At 65.1% G+C, this 17,905-nt stretch carries 13 protein-coding genes and 1 tRNA gene; 9 read left to right on the forward strand and 5 right to left on the reverse strand.

From position 1 onward, the window contains the following. The first annotated feature begins 92 nt into the window (after positions 1–92). From LZC94_35560 to LZC94_35580, 5 genes are all read left to right on the forward strand, one after another. Entirely contained in the window at positions 93–1,676 is a 1,584-nt protein-coding gene (locus tag LZC94_35560; protein ID WXB13152.1) for a TolC family protein, read from the forward strand. A 348-nt stretch (positions 1,677–2,024) separates the two neighbouring features. Continuing rightward, positions 2,025–2,975 (forward strand): glycerol-3-phosphate dehydrogenase, encoded by a 951-nt coding sequence (locus LZC94_35565; protein ID WXB13153.1) that lies wholly within the window; start codon positions 2,025–2,027, stop codon positions 2,973–2,975. Positions 2,976–2,978: 3 nt separating this feature from the next. Next, positions 2,979–3,884 (forward strand): endonuclease/exonuclease/phosphatase family protein, encoded by a 906-nt coding sequence (locus LZC94_35570; protein ID WXB13154.1) that lies wholly within the window; start codon positions 2,979–2,981, stop codon positions 3,882–3,884. 6 nt (positions 3,885–3,890) lie between these two features. After that, positions 3,891–4,781: a hypothetical protein gene (locus LZC94_35575; protein WXB13155.1), complete on the forward strand. Its 891-nt coding sequence runs from the start codon at positions 3,891–3,893 to the stop codon at positions 4,779–4,781. Positions 4,782–4,844: 63 nt separating this feature from the next. Continuing rightward, positions 4,845–6,554, forward strand: a complete 1,710-nt coding sequence (locus LZC94_35580) for a hypothetical protein (protein WXB13156.1) — start codon at positions 4,845–4,847, stop codon at positions 6,552–6,554. 303 nt (positions 6,555–6,857) lie between these two features. On the opposite strand, the gene boxB is transcribed toward LZC94_35580, so the two are convergent. Then, positions 6,858–8,291, reverse strand: coding sequence for a benzoyl-CoA 2,3-epoxidase subunit BoxB (gene boxB / locus LZC94_35585; protein WXB13157.1), 1,434 nt, complete (start codon positions 8,289–8,291; stop codon positions 6,858–6,860). Between the two features lie 49 nt (positions 8,292–8,340). Then, positions 8,341–9,996, reverse strand: a complete 1,656-nt coding sequence (boxC, locus tag LZC94_35590) for a 2,3-epoxybenzoyl-CoA dihydrolase (GenBank protein ID WXB13158.1) — start codon at positions 9,994–9,996, stop codon at positions 8,341–8,343. 71 nt (positions 9,997–10,067) lie between these two features. On the opposite strand from boxC, the gene LZC94_35595 reads away from it, so the two are divergent. From LZC94_35595 to LZC94_35610, 4 genes are all read left to right on the forward strand, one after another. After that, positions 10,068–11,675, forward strand: a complete 1,608-nt coding sequence (locus tag LZC94_35595) for a 3,4-dehydroadipyl-CoA semialdehyde dehydrogenase (GenBank protein ID WXB13159.1) — start codon at positions 10,068–10,070, stop codon at positions 11,673–11,675. A 67-nt stretch (positions 11,676–11,742) separates the two neighbouring features. Next, the gene (locus tag LZC94_35600; GenBank protein ID WXB13160.1) at positions 11,743–12,192 is read left to right on the forward strand and encodes a response regulator; all 450 of its coding nucleotides are present in this window, start codon (positions 11,743–11,745) and stop codon (positions 12,190–12,192) included. Positions 12,193–12,306: 114 nt separating this feature from the next. Next, positions 12,307–12,891 (forward strand): hypothetical protein, encoded by a 585-nt coding sequence (locus LZC94_35605; GenBank protein WXB13161.1) that lies wholly within the window; start codon positions 12,307–12,309, stop codon positions 12,889–12,891. 83 nt (positions 12,892–12,974) lie between these two features. Next, positions 12,975–13,047 (forward strand) — tRNA-Ala (locus LZC94_35610). Between the two features lie 505 nt (positions 13,048–13,552). Here LZC94_35610 and LZC94_35615 read toward each other — a convergent pair. The 3 genes from LZC94_35615 to LZC94_35625 form a co-directional block, all read right to left on the reverse strand. Next, entirely contained in the window at positions 13,553–14,767 is a 1,215-nt protein-coding gene (locus tag LZC94_35615) for an alpha/beta hydrolase (GenBank protein WXB20288.1), read from the reverse strand. 678 nt (positions 14,768–15,445) lie between these two features. Further along, positions 15,446–15,691 (reverse strand): hypothetical protein, encoded by a 246-nt coding sequence (locus tag LZC94_35620; protein ID WXB13162.1) that lies wholly within the window; start codon positions 15,689–15,691, stop codon positions 15,446–15,448. Positions 15,692–17,126: 1,435 nt separating this feature from the next. Further along, positions 17,127–17,414 (reverse strand): hypothetical protein, encoded by a 288-nt coding sequence (locus LZC94_35625; GenBank protein WXB13163.1) that lies wholly within the window; start codon positions 17,412–17,414, stop codon positions 17,127–17,129. Positions 17,415–17,905 lie beyond the last annotated feature (491 nt).

Raw genomic sequence — 17,905 nt, forward strand, 5'->3', positions numbered from 1 at the left:
ACCAAGGCCCTAAGTAATCGCCTACTGTGCTTTGTAACTGAATGTAGATTCACCGATCCGAAGCACGATTCACCGAGCGAGAGATACCTGATATGCGCACGTTCATTCGATCGACTTCGACTCTTTCCATCGCCGTGGCCGGTGGTGTGCTGCTTCTCGCGACGGGCGCAGGGGCGCAGCCGGTGCGAAAAGCGCCTGCGCAACCCCTTCCTCCGGCAGCATCTCCGCAGTCGCCCGCGGCGCCGGGTGGCCCCGCAGGCCGTCCGACCGCTCCGGTCCCGGGCACGGCCGCCGGCACCCCCTCCACGCCGTCGGAGCGCATCCCCGTGGAGCTCACGCAAACATCTCCGAACGGGCTGACCGCCGAGCAAGTTGGCCAGCGCGCGGCGGCCACGAGCTACCAGGCGAAGGCGTCGGAGGAGGCGGTGAACTCGGCGGCGGCGAAGGTCGACGCGGCATGGGCGCAATTTCTTCCGCGGCTCACGGGTACGGCACGCTACACGCGCCTCAGTGATTTCACGCCGCCGGCGTTTGGCAGCGGCGGCTCGTTGGTGGTCACGGACGCGCCGCCCGGCACGCGCAATCCGCAGACGGTGGCGGGCGGGGGTTTCTCGTTCCCCCTCGTCCTCAATAATTATTTGCTCCAAGCGAACATCACAATTCCGATAAGCGACTACTTTCTGAAGATCAATCAGCAGTACTCGGCGGCCACCCACGCGGAGACGGCCGCCCGCTTCGACGTCGCCGCCGCCCGCGCCAAGTCGAGCGCAGATGGACGCGTCACCTATTACAACTGGCTGCGCGCGCGCAACGCGGTGGTGGTCGCCGTGCTCGCCCTGCAAGATCAGAAGAACCACCTGACCGACGCGAGCAATCAGTTCACGGTGGGCAACGCGTCCCGCGCCGACGTGCTGCGCGCCGAGACGAACGTGGCCGCCGCCGAGCTGCAGGTCGAGCAATCGAAGAACCTCGCCGACCTGACGGAGAAGCAAATCCGCGTGGCGATCCACGCCAAGGAGGGCGAGAACATCGTCCCGGGCGAAGGGCTCGACACCACGCCCGCCCCCTTCCCTGGAAACATCAAAGCCCTCACCGACGAGGCGCTCGCGAACCGCTTCGAGATCAAGAGCATCGACGCCAACGCCGAGTCGGCCCGTCGCCAAGCGAAGGGCGCGCGGAGCGCGGCGTACCCCAGCGTCAGCGCGTTCGGAAACGCCTACTACGCCAACCCGAACCCCCGCTACGTTCCCCAATCGGACACGTGGAACGGCACCTGGGACGTGGGCGCGCAGCTGGTGTGGACGCCCAACGACATCCTGACGGGCACCGCCAACGCGAGCGACTTCGAATCGCGCGCGGCCCAGCTCGAGGCCCAGCGCCAAGTGCAGCGCGACGGCATCGAGGTCGAGGTCATGCAAGCCTGGCAGAAGATCAAGGAGGCCGACGTCGCCCTCGAGTCGACGAAGCGGCAGCTCGCCAGCGCGACCGAGGCTTACCGCGTCGCGCGCGAGTTGTTCAACGCCGGCCGCGGCACCTCGACGACCTTGACCGACTCCGAGACCGAGCTGACGAAGGCCCGCCTGGCCGAGCTCAATGCCAAGGTCGACGCCCGCATCGCCCGCGTCCAGTTGGATCACGCGCTGGGGCGCGACACCAAGGACGTCAAGGTTCAATAAGTTGGGTGTGCCGGCAACCCGGCACGCCTCCCGTACACGTTCCCGTTCCCGGACACGTGCCCAAAGTTGCACGGAATCGCGCTCGAGAACGGGGCTCTCCGCAGGAGCCTCACGACCGCCGCGGGCCAAAGTTGTACGGAATCGCGCTCGAGAACGGGGCTCTCCGCAGGAGCCTCACGACCGCCGCGGGCCAAAGTTGTACGGAATCGCGCTCGAGAACGGGGCTCTCCGCAGGAGCCTCACGACCGCCGCAGGCCGGGGTGACGTGTACGGGAAAATTTTGCGGGTGCTCGCCGCGCGGGGGGAAACCCGCGCAGCGAAGCGGGCGCTGTGGTATCGAGATCCATCGTGTACTTGGCACACGTTGGAGTGTTGGGCGCCGGTCCGTGGGGTCTCTCGCTGGCGGCAGCCGCAGCGCGATCCGGTACGAAGACGCGAATTCAGTCGCGGCGTGATCTTTCATCGGTGCTTCCCGATGGGGTCGAGCAAGTGGCGGATATGCGGGAGCTGGCGCAGAAATCGCGCTTGCTCGTGCTCGCCGTTCCATCGGGGGTGGTGGAGCGGGTGGCGCGCGAGCTCGGCGCGTACCTCGATGGCCGCCATTTGCTGGTGCACGGCATCCGCGGGCTCGCCGGGGACGCGCTGGAGCCCATTTCCAGGGTGCTTCGCCGGGAGACACCGTCGCGGCGCGTGGGGGCGCTGGGAGGACCGGCGCTGGCCAACGAGCTGCGCGATGGAAAGCCGTGCGCGCTGGTGTGCGGCTCGCGCTACCCGGAGGTGAACGCGGCGCTGGTGGCGACCTTTGGATCGCCTTCGCTCCGCGTGTACGAGACGGGCGATCTGGTCGGGCTCGAGTGGGCCAGCGCGCTGGTGGGGTGCTTGGCCATCGGCGTGGGGTACGCGCACGCGGTGGGCATGAACGCCGGGCTGGTGGCGACGTTCATCTCGCGCGCGGTGGAGGAAGCGTCGCGGATCGCCGCCGCCGCCGGGGGAAATGAGCGCACCTTGCTGGGCCTCGCCGGGTACGGCGATCTGCTGGCATCCATCGCGCAGGACGAGCGGCCGGAGGTCATCGTGGGGCGCGCCATGGGCCGGGGTAAGACCATGGAGCAAGCGGTGGACGAGGCCAAGCTGCGCGTGGAGGCCATCGAGCTCATTCCACGCATCGCGCAGTGGGCGAAGGCGCACGGGGTGCGGAGCCCCATCTTTCAAGGGCTGTCGAGCGGCATGCTCCACGGTCGAACGGCGGAGGATCTGGTGCGCGAGTTGATGGCGCAGCCCCCGCAGAAACTGAGCTGAACGATGCCGTTGACGATCGCCACGTACAATGTGAAAGACCTCTTCGACGCCGAAGACGACGCAGGCGCGGCGCACTTGAACCGCAAGCTCGACGTGCTGGCCGGGGTCGTACGCACCCTGAACGCCGACGTGCTCGCGCTGCAGGAGGTCTCGTCCGAAGCGGTGGTCGATCAGCTCCGCCAGCGGCTGCCGGATGCCGGCTACACCGCGCGCATCGTGGGCACGGCGGACGCGCGCGGCATCGCGTGCGCGCTGCTCGCGCGTACACCGGTGCGGGCCTCGAACGTGCTCACGGCGGAGCGGCTCGATTTTCCGCGCTTTCACGAGGCCGATCCCCCGCCGTTCGGCGCGCGCATCCCGCTTCGGCGCGGCATCGTGCACGTGCAAATCGACGCGGGGGCGCTCGGGATCGTGCACGTGCTGGTGCTGCACTTCAAGTCCGTGCGCCCGCTGCCGTTCCGCGCGGCCAACGGCGATGTCGTGGAGCCGAGGACGTCGCGCGAGCACGCCGAGGGCGAGCTCCGGACCTTGGTGTGGCGCGCCTCGGAGGCGCTGTTCGTGCGCGGGGTGGTGGACGAGCTCTTCGCGAAGTACCCGGGCGAGCACGTGATCGTCACGGGCGACTTCAACGACGTGCCGGGGTCCACGACGCTCCGCATCGTCTCGGGCGAGGGCGAAACGGCGCTCGAGTCGGCGGCGGCGCATTTGTCCGCCGGCGAGCGCTTCAGCGTCGTTCACCGTACGAACCGGTATGAAATCGACCACATGCTGGTGTCTGCGCAGCTGCGCGCCAAAATGACACAGGTGCGCTTCCTCAACGAGAATTTACGCGATCATGGGCTCCTCGAGGAGCACGAGCTGCCCACCCCCGACTCCGACCATGCGCCTCTCGTGGTACGCTTTGCGTAGGGGCTCATGGAACTGCCGAACGACGACACCTTGAACTGGATCGTAACCCGCTACGCGGACTTCGTGGCCAAGCACGGCGAGGCCATTGGCCAGCCCGAGCTGGTGCAACCCACCGGCGAATTCTTCCCCGACGACTTTGCGTTCGACGTGCAGAGCGTGGCGCGCTTGTTCGAGCGGATGCTCTCCTACGCGCCGGTCTCCGACGATCTCGAGTTCGGCCTGCAGTTCGTCGACTCCGCGCAGGCGAGCGGCGGCGGCGGCTGCTCGTCCGGCGGTTGCGGGAGCGGCAGCTGCGCCACCGACGCCGGCGCCAACGTCCGCGACGGGCTTCGCAACGGGGTCCTCGAGACGGACGAAGGCTACGTCGCGGTGGTCAATGTCGAATACGTGCATAATGCAATTTTGCTCACGACCAGCTTGGTGCGGAGCATCGGCGCCATCGTGCTCGCCGAGGCGGACGAGGAGGTGGCGGAGAGCGATCTGGGGCTCATGAGCGAGATCGCGGCGGTGGCCAGCGGCTTCGGCGTGCTCTTGCATCAGGGCTCGTACGTCTATGGAAAGTCGTGCGGCGGGGCCCGGGTGCAGCGGGCGACGCAGCTGTCGGTGGAGGAGCTCGGCGTGGCGCTGGCGCTCTTCACGCGCCACCACGAGCTCAAGGCATCGCAGGCGCGCGGGCACCTCGACACGACGCAGCGCGAAGCCTTCGACCACGCGCTCGAGTGGGTGGACTCGAACGAGGACATCGTCGATGGGCTGCGCGAACGGCCGGAGGAGATCGCGCTGGGGTTCTTCGAGATCCAGCCGGCGCGCGGGCTCTTGGGCCGGATGCTGTCTCGTCAGCCGCGCAAGCGAAACGAGCCATCGATGGCGATGCTCGACCGCGCAAAATCGCGGTAGGCCTGTAAAAAACCGCGCAATTGCGCGGTACAAATACGCGGCAAGTCGGTAGAGTCGCGGCCCATGGAGCGCCGGCCGCCTGTCACCCCTTCCGACGAGATCGATCTTTACGTCCGCACCTACTCCTCCCTCTTGCGTTCGACGGGAGAGGTTCGCGTGCGCGCCTTCGAGGAGGCGCACGCGTTCTGCGGTTCGTCCCTGCACCCCGGAGCGCTCTCCCCCACCCCCGACGTCTCGGCCTTCGCCTACGCGGCGGCCCGCTTGCCCGACGACATGCCGACCATCGATCTGGTCGTGCTGGGTCAGTCGCACGAGCTGTTCGAGGCGGCCGGCTACGACGTGCAAAGCTGGCGCACCGTCAAAACACGCGGCCGCCGCCGCCCGCTGCGGCTCGATGGCGATGCGCGCAAGCTGGCGGTCTTCATCGCCAGCGAGAGCGACATCGACGACTTCATCCCCATCCTGACCGCCTTTCAAATCGAGTGGAACAAGATGCACGAGCGGCTGCGGGCGCTGGCGGGCGAGGTGCTCCCCAAGGACGCGGCGCTGCAGTCCGAGGAGCTGGCGCGCTACCTGGGCATCTCGGTGGACGAGGTCGACGTGCTGGCGCAAGCCTTCGGCGGGAAGCTGGCGCAAGGCATCGCCAACATCGCCGGGCACCCCTTGGACGTGAACATCCGCCTCTTGGCCGCGTCCTATTCGCAGTACCAGCGCGCCGCCCAGCGCTGGTGGAGCGCGGTCGAGCCGCACTACGTGCGAAACGAGCTCCCGCGGCGGCGGCCCGTTTACTTCATTTCGTCCAACACGCACGCCATCGCGAACCTCATCGGCGGCTATGCGCGCACGCACAAAGACGCGATTTTGGCGTTCGGGCGCGAGACGAACCCCGAGGGGCTGGCGGACACCATCGCGGCGGCACAGGAGCGCGGGACCGAGGAGGAGCAGCTGCCGTTCCTCTACTATTTGCTGCGGGGCTACATCCACGCGGGGCGCGGGCAGGATCGCATGCGGGAGGTGCGCGCGTTCGAGGCGAGCGCGGGGCTCACGCACCTGTCGGAGCCGGGGCACGTGGACGTGGACGCGCAGATCATCGAAATTGGGAAGATCGACCCCAAGGTGATCGATCCGCGTCTGAGCCTGCCGGGCATGGATACGGCGCTGCGAAAGAGCGACGCGGTCATCATCAACATCGATTACCCGCTCGGCATGGCCGCCTATCATTTGATGTCGCGCATCGGGCAAGGGGTGGGCGAGATACGAGGCGTCTATGTGATGGGCAAGGCCGCCACCCTCAACGGGCGCGTGGGGGACGTGGCGCTCTCGGGGATGGTGTTCGACGAGCACTCGCGCAATACGTATTTGCTGCGCAATGCCTTCGGCGCCAAGGACGTGCGGCCGTATTTGCGATACGGGAGCGTGTTCGACAATCAATCGGCGCTCACCGTGCGAAGTGCGTTCTTGCAGAATCGCAACTACATGAGCGCGTTCTACCGCGATGGGTACACTGTGCTCGAGATGGAGGCGGGGCCGTTCTTGAGCGCCGTGTACGAGCTTGTGCATCCTACACGCATTCCGCAGGATGAAATCGTGAACCTGACGTCGGTGGCGCCGTTCGACGTGGGGTTCGTGCACTACGCGTCGGATACTCCGTATTCGCGGCGGCAGTCGCTCTTGTCGAAGAGCTTGTCGTATTTCGGGGTGGACAGCACCTATGCATGTGCGATCGCCATCGTAAGGCGGATCTTTTCGATGGAGATTGAACGAAATTCGTAGGGGTTCGAAGGTGGTTCGCCGGTGCGCCGTGGGGCGCTCTGCTCTCGTGCTAGGTCCCGACTCGTGCTGGCCCTCCCACTCGAGCTAGCCCCCTACGACCTTTGGAGCTAGCTCGAAGCCCGGCTTACCCTCGCACGCCCTCTCACCCTCACGAGCGAAGCTCGCCTCTCACCCTCGCAAGCGAAGCTCGCCTCTCACCCTCGCAAGCGAAGCTCGCCTCTCACCCTCGCAAGCGAAGCTCGCCCTCTCACCCTCGCAAGCGAAGCTCGCCCCCCCTCACCCTCGCAAGCGAAGCTCGCCTTCTCACCCTTCGCAGCGGCGGACGTATTCGAAGTCGACGGGGCGGCCCTTGATGCCCTGCTTTGGTGCGGAGATCCAGTTGGCCATTTGCTTGGGCTCGTAGATGGGCTTTTGCATCAGGCTTTGGATGAACTCCCGGTCCTTTTCGCTGGGGAGCCACTCGTCGCGCCGGCTCGCGAACTCCTCGGCGGAGATGATCTTGCCCGAAGGATCGGCGGTGACGTCGGAGTAGATGCCGATGTGGCGATGGAAACGACGGCTCGGCAAGGTGAATTGGAACTCCACGTCGTGGGCAGCGAGCTGCCGGTTCCACTTGTCGAGACCGCGCTGGCAGTCGGCGACGTACTCGTCGCGAAGCACCTCGTTCATCGCGTTGCGCAGTGGCACCTGCTCGGTGTTGAGCGCGCAGTCTTTGACGACGTCGACGGGGTAGCTGGCGTCCAGCGCGCGATGGTCCTCGTATTTGTCTTCCTTGGCCCGGCCTTTGAGGCCCGTCGCAAAGAACGACGCGGCGTTGGACGAAATCTCGCCGCCGAACAAGTCGAGAGACAGCGAGTACCAAAGGTTCAGAGAACGCTGCATGGTCGGCAGGTCGATGGCGCCGAGCTTTCGCACGTCGTCGGGGTGCGTGACCTTGTGCTTCTCCATCAGCTCCGCGGTGCGCTCGACGATGCGCCCCACCCCGGTCTCGCCCACGAACATGTGGTGCGCCTCCTCGGTGAGCATGAAGCGCGTGGTGCGCGACAGCGGATCGAAGGCGCTTTCGGCCAACGCGAGGAGCTGAAACTTGCCGTCGCGGTCCGTGAAGAAGGTGAACATGAAGAAGGATAGCCAGTCGGTGCACGGCTCGTTGAAGGCGCCCAGGATGCGCGGCGTGTCGCGATCGCCGCTGCGGCGCATCAGGAGGGCCTCGGCCTCCTCGCGCCCGTCGCGACCGAAATACGACTGGAGCAGGTACACCATCGCCCAGAGGTGGCGACCTTCCTCGACATTGACCTGAAACAGGTTACGCAAATCGTAGATGCTGGGACAGGTGTGCCCCAGCATGCGCTGCTGCTCCACGCTCGCCGGCTCCGTGTCACCCTGGGTGACGATCAAACGGCGCAAGGTGTTGCGGTGCTCGCCCGGCACCTGCTGCCACACCGGCTCGCCGAATTGATCGCCAAAGCCGATGGTTCGATTTTCGACGGGCGGCGCCAGAAAGATCCCCCAGCGGTACTCGGGCATCTTCACGTAATTGAAGTGCGCCCACCCGTCGGACTCCACGCTGATGGCCGTGCGCAAGTACACGTCGTCCGACTGAAAACCGCTGGGCCCCATCTCCTTCCACCAGGAAATGAAATTGGGCTGCCAGGCCTCCAGCGCCCTCTGGAGCTTGCGGTCACCCGCCAGATTGACATTGTTCGGGATCTTCTCGTCGCTGACCACACTGCTCATGAACTGCTCCTCATCCGTTTTGCTCCGTGCGCGCGGGACGCGCACGGTTCTACGTTCGTCGGTAGTCGAACTCGGGTCGCTCCGGACTACCGTAAAGCGTCAGCGCGCCCCGCGCACCTACCGCGTTCGGCCTTTGGAAGATCCAATTTTGCCACGCGGTCAAGCGCCCGAAAATTTTGGTCTCCATGGTCTCGGGGCCCGCAAAACGCAGGCTCGCCTCCATCCCGGTCATCGCGTCGGGCGAGTAGCTGGCACGCTCTTCGAACGCGATGCGGATCTCGTCCTCCCAGTCGATGTCGTCGGGCGCAAAGGTGACGAGCCCTTCGTCGAGCGCGCGCTTCGTATCGAACGCGCCATCGTGCTCGAGCACGCGCGCCACCCGGGAAGGTTCGCGCAAAAACCTGGACTCGAGGCGGCTAAGACCGTTCGACATGGGATACGCCCCCGCGTTGAGCTTCGATGCCCAAACCTCGACCCCGTCGTCGTCGAGCATGTAAACGCGGTCGGCCGCCAGCGCGAGCTCGAGCAAGGTGCCCGCAAAGCAAGACCCCGGCCCAATCCGCGCAAAGAAGGTCTTGGCCGTCAAATCGAGGCGCTTGAGCACTCGCCGCACCAACAGCGTGATTTCGCGCACCAGCGGATCCTCCCGGTGTTCGTGAAGGGCCCGATCCATGGCGAGCACCGCCTGGGCATCCCCTGCCGTCTCCAGCGCAATCACGCCGATTTCGGGCTGATTGAAGCGCAAATCGAGCAGCGCATCGTCGAGCTCCCGAAAGGCACGCAAAATCCATGTCTCCGCGCCCGCCTTGGCAAAATCCTCCGGGCTCGCCGGCGGAGGCCCCGACGGGCCGCGCAAAATCAAGGTCGCCGTGCGCCCGGCCCGATCCAGCTTCAGCGAGACATATTTGTATTCTGCACCTTTTTCGCTTCGCTCGACCTCGAGCGCCGGCAAGATCACGGGCGGGTGCGGCCAGCGCCGCGAATTTTGGACGAAGGCCTCGACCCGCGCCTTCACCGATTGGTCGAACTGCGAGCGCGAGGGCGATTCGTCGACCAAGTTCCATGCAACGGCGCGCTTGCCTCGAATGCCCTCGGCCAGTGTCGAAAAGACGTCTGCCAAATCGCGACGCACCTGGCGCTTATCGACGAGGCGCGTCAAGCCGCCGGTGCCGGGGAGGACCCCCAGAAGCGGCGCCTCGGGGAGGCTCACGGCCGACGAGCCGTCGTCCTGGAGAACGATGGCGTCGCACGCGAGGGCGAGCTCGTAGCCGCCGCCCGACGCGGTGCCATTGAGGGCGGCCACGCTGGCGATGCCGGATTCGGCGCTCATCTCTTCCAAGTAGAGGCGCGTCTCGTTGGTGAACTTGCAGAAATTGACTTTGAAGGCGTGGGTGGAGCCGCCCAACATGTAAATGTTCGCACCCGACGAGAAGATGCGATCTTTGGTGCTGGTGACGATCAGCGCCTTCACCGCGGGGTTCTCGAAGCGAATGCGCTGGAGCGCGTCGGCTAGTTCGATATCGACCCCCAAGTCGTACGAATTGAGCTTGAGCGTATAGTCGCCGCCGTCCTCCTTGACGTTCATGGCGAGGCGGGCGACGGCGCCGCCATACTCCGCCGGAAAGGTGAGCTGCCAATGACGGTAGCGGTCGGGATGCGTTTCGAAACGGACGGGCTTCGAGCCGGAAGAGGGAGCATCGGCCATGGCGCAGAAAGGGTAACCGAAGGTCACCGGGAAGTCTTGCCCCGGAGCAAAAGAGGGCGGAGAGTCGGCTCATGATCGAGCTCGAAAGCTACCTTCAAGGTCAGTGGGTGCGCGGAAGCGGACGTGCGACAACGCTCGTCAATCCTGCAACAGAAGCGCCCATCGCAACATCCTGCACCGAGGGCATCGATTTCGCAGCAGCCCTCGAGCATGCACGCAACACCGGCGGCCCCGCGCTGCGCGCGATGAACTTCGCCGCCCGCGCCGAGATGCTGCGCTCCCTCTCGCGGAGCATCCACAGCCACAGGGACGAGCTCATCGGACTCGCCATCGAAAACGGTGGAAACACGCGCAGCGATGCCAAATTCGACATCGATGGCGCCTCGCTCACCCTGGCCGCCTACGCCGACATCGCCACCGAGCTCGCAAAGGAAGCACCCAGCGGAGCTGTGCTCGTCGACGGCGCCGGCTTTCAGCTCGCGCGCAGCCCGCGCCTCTTTGGCACGCACCTCTATGTGCCACGCGAAGGTGTGGCCGTTCATATCAACGCGTTCAACTTCCCGGCGTGGGGCTTGGCCGAAAAGGCCGCGGTCGCGCTCTGTGCGGGCGTACCGGTCGTGAGCAAGCCCGCATCGAGCACGGCGCTGGTCGCGCATCGCCTCGTGAAGCTCTTCGTGGAGGAGAAGCTGGTGCCCGAGGGCGCGCTCTCGTTCATCGCGGGCAGCCCCGGCAATCTCCTCGATCATTTGCGGGGGCAAGACGTCCTCGCCTTCACGGGCGCGGGCACCACCGGCGCAGCGCTGCGCGCGGGACGAGCCGTGCGCGAGCACTCGGTGCGGGTCAATGTGGAGGCCGATAGCCTCAACGCCGCCGTGCTCGGACCCGATGTCGCCGACGACTCCGAGGTGATGAACCTCTTTTTGACCGATGTGGTCCGCGATATGACGCAGAAGACCGGGCAGAAGTGCACGGCCATCCGCCGCATCTATGTGCCCGCAAACAAAGTCGCCACGGTGCTCGAGCGGCTGGGCGAGCGCCTCGGGGCCATCAAGGTGGGCGACCCTTCGCGCGACGACGTGGGCATGGGTCCGCTGGCCACGGCGCAACAACTCGCCGACGTGCGCGCGGGCATCACCAAGCTTCTGACCGAAACGTCGGGAGGTCGCATCGTATTGGGCTCGACCAACCCCATCGCGGGCGGCGACGGCGGCGCGGGAAAGGGCTTTTTCATCAGCCCCGTCCTGCTTCACGTGGCATCACCGAAGCCGGACGATGCCGTGCACACGCACGAAGTGTTTGGCCCGGTCGCCACGGTCATGCCGTATGCGAGCGAGGGCGCCGATCATGGGGCCGCCGCGGTCGTTCGGTGGGTGGCTGCGGGCGGAGGAGGCTTGGTCTCGAGCGTCTATTCGGACGACAAAAGCTTCGTTCGCGCGGTGGTCCTGGGCATTGCGCCGTACCATGGCCGGGTCACCATCGGCTCCTCCAAGATCGCGACGCAAGCGATCCCGCCGGGGACGGTGCTTGCGCAGCTCGTTCACGGGGGACCCGGCCGTGCGGGAGGGGGCGAAGAGCTTGGCGGAAGGCGCGGTTTGTCTTTCTATCTCCAACGCGTCGCGCTACAGGGCGACCGCGCGCTGCTCGAGTTGATTTCTGGGCAGCGTGAGGCAACGTCTTGAGAGAGGACCTTGCGATCGCGATGGCATCGTTCGAAGTTCCCACTGGAGCATGGTTGGAGGCTCCACCATGAATGACGCGACCTTTTCCCTCCCGAGGCGCCCGGAGCCTCGCACCCAGCGCAGGCCACTGATTCTCTGCGTCGAGGACAACGACGATAGCCGTGCAATGTACGCGGCGTTTCTCACCCGAGCTGGATTTCGGGTGACCGAGGCCAGCAACGGCGCGGAGGGACTGGAGCGCGCCCGCGCCCATCGGCCGGACCTCATCGTCCTCGATATCTCGCTACCGGTCATGGATGGCCGAGAGATGCTGAGACGGCTGCGTGACGCGGACCCTTCGGAGAACATCCCCGTCATCGTGGTGACCGGCCAGGCGTATCCCGAGCATTGGCGCGATGCCATCGATCGCGGCTGCGACGCCTATCTGACCAAGCCATGTCCGCTGGGCGATCTCCTCGCCGCGGTGCTCAAAGTCATAAGCCTGAAGCGGGCAAAAGACAGCGACAAGTCGAGTTAGGCGCCGTTGCTCCGCTGTGGCTGCACGCGTCGAGCTGGCGCTGGACCGGAAGCGCGCAGGAGCGGAATCGCCCTTTATTTGAATTAGGGCGAATTCTGCTTCAGACTTTGTTTCATGCGGCAGACGATTTTTTGGATCACGCTCGGTCTTGGGGTGGGCACCGTAGCGTGCGGAGGTTCGCCAAAGCCTGCCACCAACCCTTCGACGAGCGCGGCCACCTCCGAGCCGGCCCCAAAATGGGACGATAGCTCCGAGTCCTCCGACAACGCCCGTCACCCGGTGTTCTCCTCGTCGTCCCCGCCCTCGGCGGCAAACGATCAGGGCTGGAAGCCCTCGGGGGCCCCGCCCGCGGCCGGCTCCCCGGCTCCGCCCGCCCAACAACGTCGAACCGACTCCTACGACAAGGAGGCCACCGAGGTCGTCCTCCGCCGCGCCGCCCGCCAAGTCAAAGACAACTGCGGCTCGGCCAAGGACGAAAACGGCAAGGCCGCGGGCCCCTGGGGCAAAACCGTGGTCGTCGTAGCCCTCGGGCACAACGGCCACTCCAAGGGCGCCTCCATCGGCTCCCCCTTCGATGGCGCGCCTACCGGGCGCTGCGCTATCCAAGCTTTCTCCAGCCTCACCTACCCGCCGTGGGCCGGTGCCGACACCACCGTCAACTGGGAGGTCGACATCGCCACGCCAAAAGACGCGAAATAGCCGCAATATCGACCTCATTTCGCAGATCTTCGTCGAAGGGGTAGACAAGCCGGCCGCATCGCAGTAGATGAGCACCCACTCACGGGGCCGTAGCTCAGCTGGGAGAGCGCATCCATGGCATGGATGAGGTCAGGGGTTCGATCCCCCTCGGCTCCACAACGATGTCGCGCACTTGCGCGTGTCTGTCGACACCTTGTCCACACGTGTCGATATCGACGATGCCACCGCACGAGTCGTGCGTGATGCGTTCGGTAGCTCGATGCAGACGACCGCGTCGCGCGCGCGGCTGACATTGAGCCGCGCGTGTCGCGGTCGTAGGGTTCCGGCCGCGCCTCGTGTTCGACGTCGACGACGTCACCGCAAAGGTCGTGGGTGATGCGCTCGAGCCCATCCTTCGCGCATCCTCCCTGGCGAGCGTTCGAGATGAGCGAACGATAGGAGCTTCGCGTCGTATACGGCGTCGCCGCTCCGCGCTTACGTCCGCATCTCGGTGCAGTCGATCGTCTCGAGCATCGCGCGCGGTTCGGCCATCGGCAGGCTGTTCTTCGTGCCTAGGTTTACGCCACGCTACGAGGAAGGAGAGCGTAACACGTCATGGCGTCACGCTCTCCGCGAGAGCTTCGTCAGAGGCGCTCTTCGCGCCCCAGGAGCCGGAGCTCCTTCAATTCGTCGTGGGCGGGAGAGCGTCGTCGCACACGGCTCCGCGTGCGGGCAGCACTCGGTCGACGAGGTAGTCCGAAATGGCGGCCCTCGCGCACGCGCTCCCGCTATATCCGGTGTGGCCTTCGCCTTTGAAGGTCAGGAGGCGCGCGTTATCGAGCTTGCGAGCCAAGCTGACCGCATCCGGATAGGGGGTGTCGGGATCGCCGGTGGTGCCCACCACCAGGATGGGCGGCGAGCCGGCCGCATCCCAAGGTCCCGCGTAGCGGCTCCGGCGAGCTGCGGGCCACTGAACGCACGCGGGGGCATGGCCATGATCGTAGCCCGGCGGGCCGAAGGCGATCGCCGGCCCGGCGTACGGTGCCACCGCCGATTCGAGCCGCAGGAACGTGCGCAAGAGCGACTTATCCCGAGGGAAGTCGCGATCGGCACACTCGATCGCGGTATTCATGCCCAAGAAGCTCGCGGTCCCTGCCGACACTTCGGCGAGCAAACGACCGTCGCGGGTCGTTTGGGCCTGCGCCAGATCCTTTGCCAGGGTGGGCCAAAAGGGTCGAGCCCGATTGAGGTCGAAGACGATTTGCAGGACCAAGGTGGCGCCATTGGCGATCACGCGTCCTTCCGCATTTCGGATCGGATTCGCGTCCAGGCTCGCCTGCAGATCGAGGAACGCCTTGGCGGGGTTGCCGTTTCCAAAGGAGCAACTCTCCGGGGTATCTTTGCACCAATCGAAGAATCGCTTCAGCGCCGCGTCCACCGCCACGTACTGACCCAAATCGTACTCGTACGGGCGATTCGCGTACGTCTCGGGATCGTAGGCGCCGTCGAGGGCGAGGACGCGAATGCGTTTTGGAAATAGATTCGCGTAGACGGTGCCGATGAATGTGCCAAACGATATGCCGAAGTAATTCAACTTCTTGTCACCGGCGGCCTCGCGCAGAACGTCCATGTCGCGCGCGGTGTACTGCGTGCCGACGTAGGGCAAACGATCCGCGCTCTCGCGCACGCAGGCGTCGTTGAATTCTTTGGCCAGCTGCAAGGCCCGGTCGAACTGCCCCCGCTCCGGGCGGGCCGTCGCTTGCGCCCAAGCGTCCGAGTACTCGCGTTGATTCTGGCATGCGAGCGGCACGCTTGCGCCCACGCCGCGAGGGTCGAAACCGATGATGTCGAAGCGCTCGCGCATCGGCGCCGGCGCGCTCTGCCCCAAACGGCGCACCAAGCCGCCCGCAGATCCGCCGGGTCCACCCGGATTGACCCACAGCGAACCGATTCGACGCGCCGGATCCGTCGCCGGTTTTCGTGTCAGTGCGAGGGAAATGGTTCTCCCGCGCGGCTCCCGGTAGTCGAGAGGGACATCGGCCTTCGCACACTGATAGCCCCCTCCGCAGTCGGACCATTCGAGGGTCGGGACCTTGACCCCTCGCACACCCCCGGGCGGTGGTTCATGGGACAGTGCGTCGAAATCGCCGGACAGTGCGTCGGATTCGCTGGAAAGCGTCATAGGATCCTGCGCGCCATCACCGGAACTTTCCGTGTTGCTGGAGCAGGAAACCAGAAATGGAGCGGCGACCGCCGCACCCAGAACTCTCGAAAGCAACGACCACGTTTTCATTTCAAGACATCTCCACCCGCCCCGAGGCCGAGATCAACCGCGCGGTCGGAGATATGGGTGATAAGGGGACGAACGTCAAGGGACGTGGGTGGCGGTAACCGGATCCCATCCGACATCGTCTTGGTCCGTTCGACGATGACACGTGGAGCACGTGCATACGGGCCTTGGGCCGGTACTCCAACCCCTTCATGGCGCTCTCGCTGAAGTTGTAGAGTACCGGTATCCCGTACTTCTCGAAGAGGGGGACGTGATTCGAGCGAGGGTCGTGAGCGCTCGGGCAGGTTATTGGCAGTTGTTCGTCGCCAGCGCACATGGGCCGCACGGCTGACCGGGACAGCACTGTTGCTTTCTTCGGAAGTCACAGCATTGATACACGCAGGCCAGCGGCACGGTCTTCTGCTCCACCGTCTCGTGGCTTTGGACGTCTTCGTGCGCGGCGGGGACGTCTTCACCCGGCACGGCATCGTCCGGGGGTGCATTGGCGCTGCAAGCGGCCAGCAACGCACCGGACGAGATGAGGACCGTCATCCACGCAGCGAGTGATATTCGGCCATTTTTCGTCTTCATAGGACACCTCGAAAGTTGAACATAGGCTCGACATTGGACGGCGCTGCGCGAAGGTGCGCGCCGTCCAAGACGAAGGTCTGGCAATCGGCCTCGTCGAATATCCGACCGATCGCGGGCGAAGCAGGTTCCGGCGAAGCTCAGTCGAAACAGGTGAAGAGGTGCCAAACGGTATCGTCTTGGCGACACTCCGGGCGGCACCCCGGGTCGTGCACACAGTCATAGAAGATTCGCGAATTTGCACACGCACGTTGGGTAGAGTACGTACCTGCGTAGCTGCACGCGAGGGGCGCTCCTTCGATCGTGCTCGAAGTTTGCTCCGTCGCGGCAGCCGTGGGGGCCATGGCGATCAATCCGAGCGCCATGATCACAATGCCCATCGCTCCTTTTCGCGCTGCAAACGCGAAACGGACAGGCTCTCCGAAGGTCGAACGCCTCACATGTCGTTTAATCATCATGGGGATCTCCTATCTCGACGCGTGCCCAGCAACCCACGTACCAAGGTTACATTCGCGGATGAGTTTTCAAGAGCGTCGCAAAACCACCAAGATCCCATTTGATCGCATGTACCGGTGTACCAATCGACGGGCGGCCATCCGGTACGATATCGCGAAATAACGAAGATCTCCTGTACCACGCGCTCGATTCACGCGCCGCGCGATGCGCACACCGCTTCCGCTACTTTTCGAAATCGTTTGCGAATGGTGAAGACGTCACCGGGGCGCAGGTATGTCGGTCCACTGCGCATTCCGACCTGACTCAGGGTCCATTGCAATGTGACTCACGGGTCGACTCCTGGGTACTCGGAATGGATTCCGGAGCATACGGAGCGTAGTCGGAAGGGGTCACGCATCCGATCCCGTGGACGCACGGACACGCGGCGGCGGGCGAGACGAGCGTGCTCGGTCTCTGCGACGCAATGCGCGCCACCGCCGCGAACATGGACGCCGCCTGCACGGAGTCTGCGCGGATTGTCCCGCGCCTTTCGTGCGACATGCGGTTTCGCGATCGTTGGCTTGGCCGTCGCCGCGTTTCTGCCGGCTGGCCCGGGGAGTGGCCCGTGAGCAAGGGCGATCCCCCGTGAATCGGTATGGAGTTCCGTTATCGGAGAATAACGCAGATTCTCCGTACCAGGTGCTCGATGCACTCGCCGCGCGGTGCGCACGCCGCGAGGAAGGTCGCACGACGTCGTCCACACCGCTTCCACCACATTGCGCGAGTCGATACGCGGCGAATGAACTCGCGGGCGTTCAGCCGTCACGACATCGAGCAACGAGAACACGGAGATGCCCCTCACCCGCGCAGGGATGCATGCCGAGGGTCGGTCCGCCCCTACGCGGCAGATCCGACCCTCGGCGCTTACGTCTATTTCATGTCGACGACCGTTTGACCTGTCGACTCAACAATCCATGCACCGGCAGCCTCCGCTGGTGCAGATCCCGCACCGTCCCTGTTCGTTGCAGATGTAGTTGCACTTGAACGGGCTGCATGAGAGCGCGCCCTCGTCCAACCCCTCCTTCACCGCGCTCGGCCGAGAAGACGACAGCTCGGCGTCGAGATCCTTTACCAACGACTCCTCCTGCGCGTCCGAACCCGAGACACCGGCCTCGGGTGCCGCCGCGGTGCACGCGCTCGACACGAGGCTCGCAAAAGCAACGATCCACGTGAAACCAATGGTCGATTTCATGGTCCATCCTTTCCACGATTTTTCGCGTTCTTCGGCCGATGGAAACGATTGTCCGCCGGCCTTACGGAGATTGGCTATAGCGCTTTAGGGAACCTTCGCCCTTTCGAACTGCCGATCGCGTAATAAAGACGTCATCTCTCCCGCTTGGAGGTACTTCGAACCCCACGCCGCGATGCCAAATGGAAATCATTGCGCGAGGGCACGCCGCGTATCGAGGAACATCGCGTTCGTCACCATGGGCGAACAACGAGCGGACACACGGAGCCACCTATCTCCGTACCTCCGTACGGCGTCCCCCAACAGGTGGAACCCACGCACCGGCCGACGCCGTCGGGTGGACGGTATCGGCCACGGGGGTTCGCGGGTCGGGTTCCCGTGGTCACACGCGCGAGCGTGGACATTCGAGCGTTCACCCATCATGACATCCAATCATGAAAGCACCGACAGAGACTCTCTCCTTATGAAAGCCCACGCCCCTCATGAACCGCGCT

The sequence above is a fragment of the Sorangiineae bacterium MSr11954 genome, assembly GCA_037157815.1.
GTDB classification, from domain to species: Bacteria; Myxococcota_A; Polyangia; order Polyangiales; family Polyangiaceae; genus Pendulispora; species Pendulispora albinea.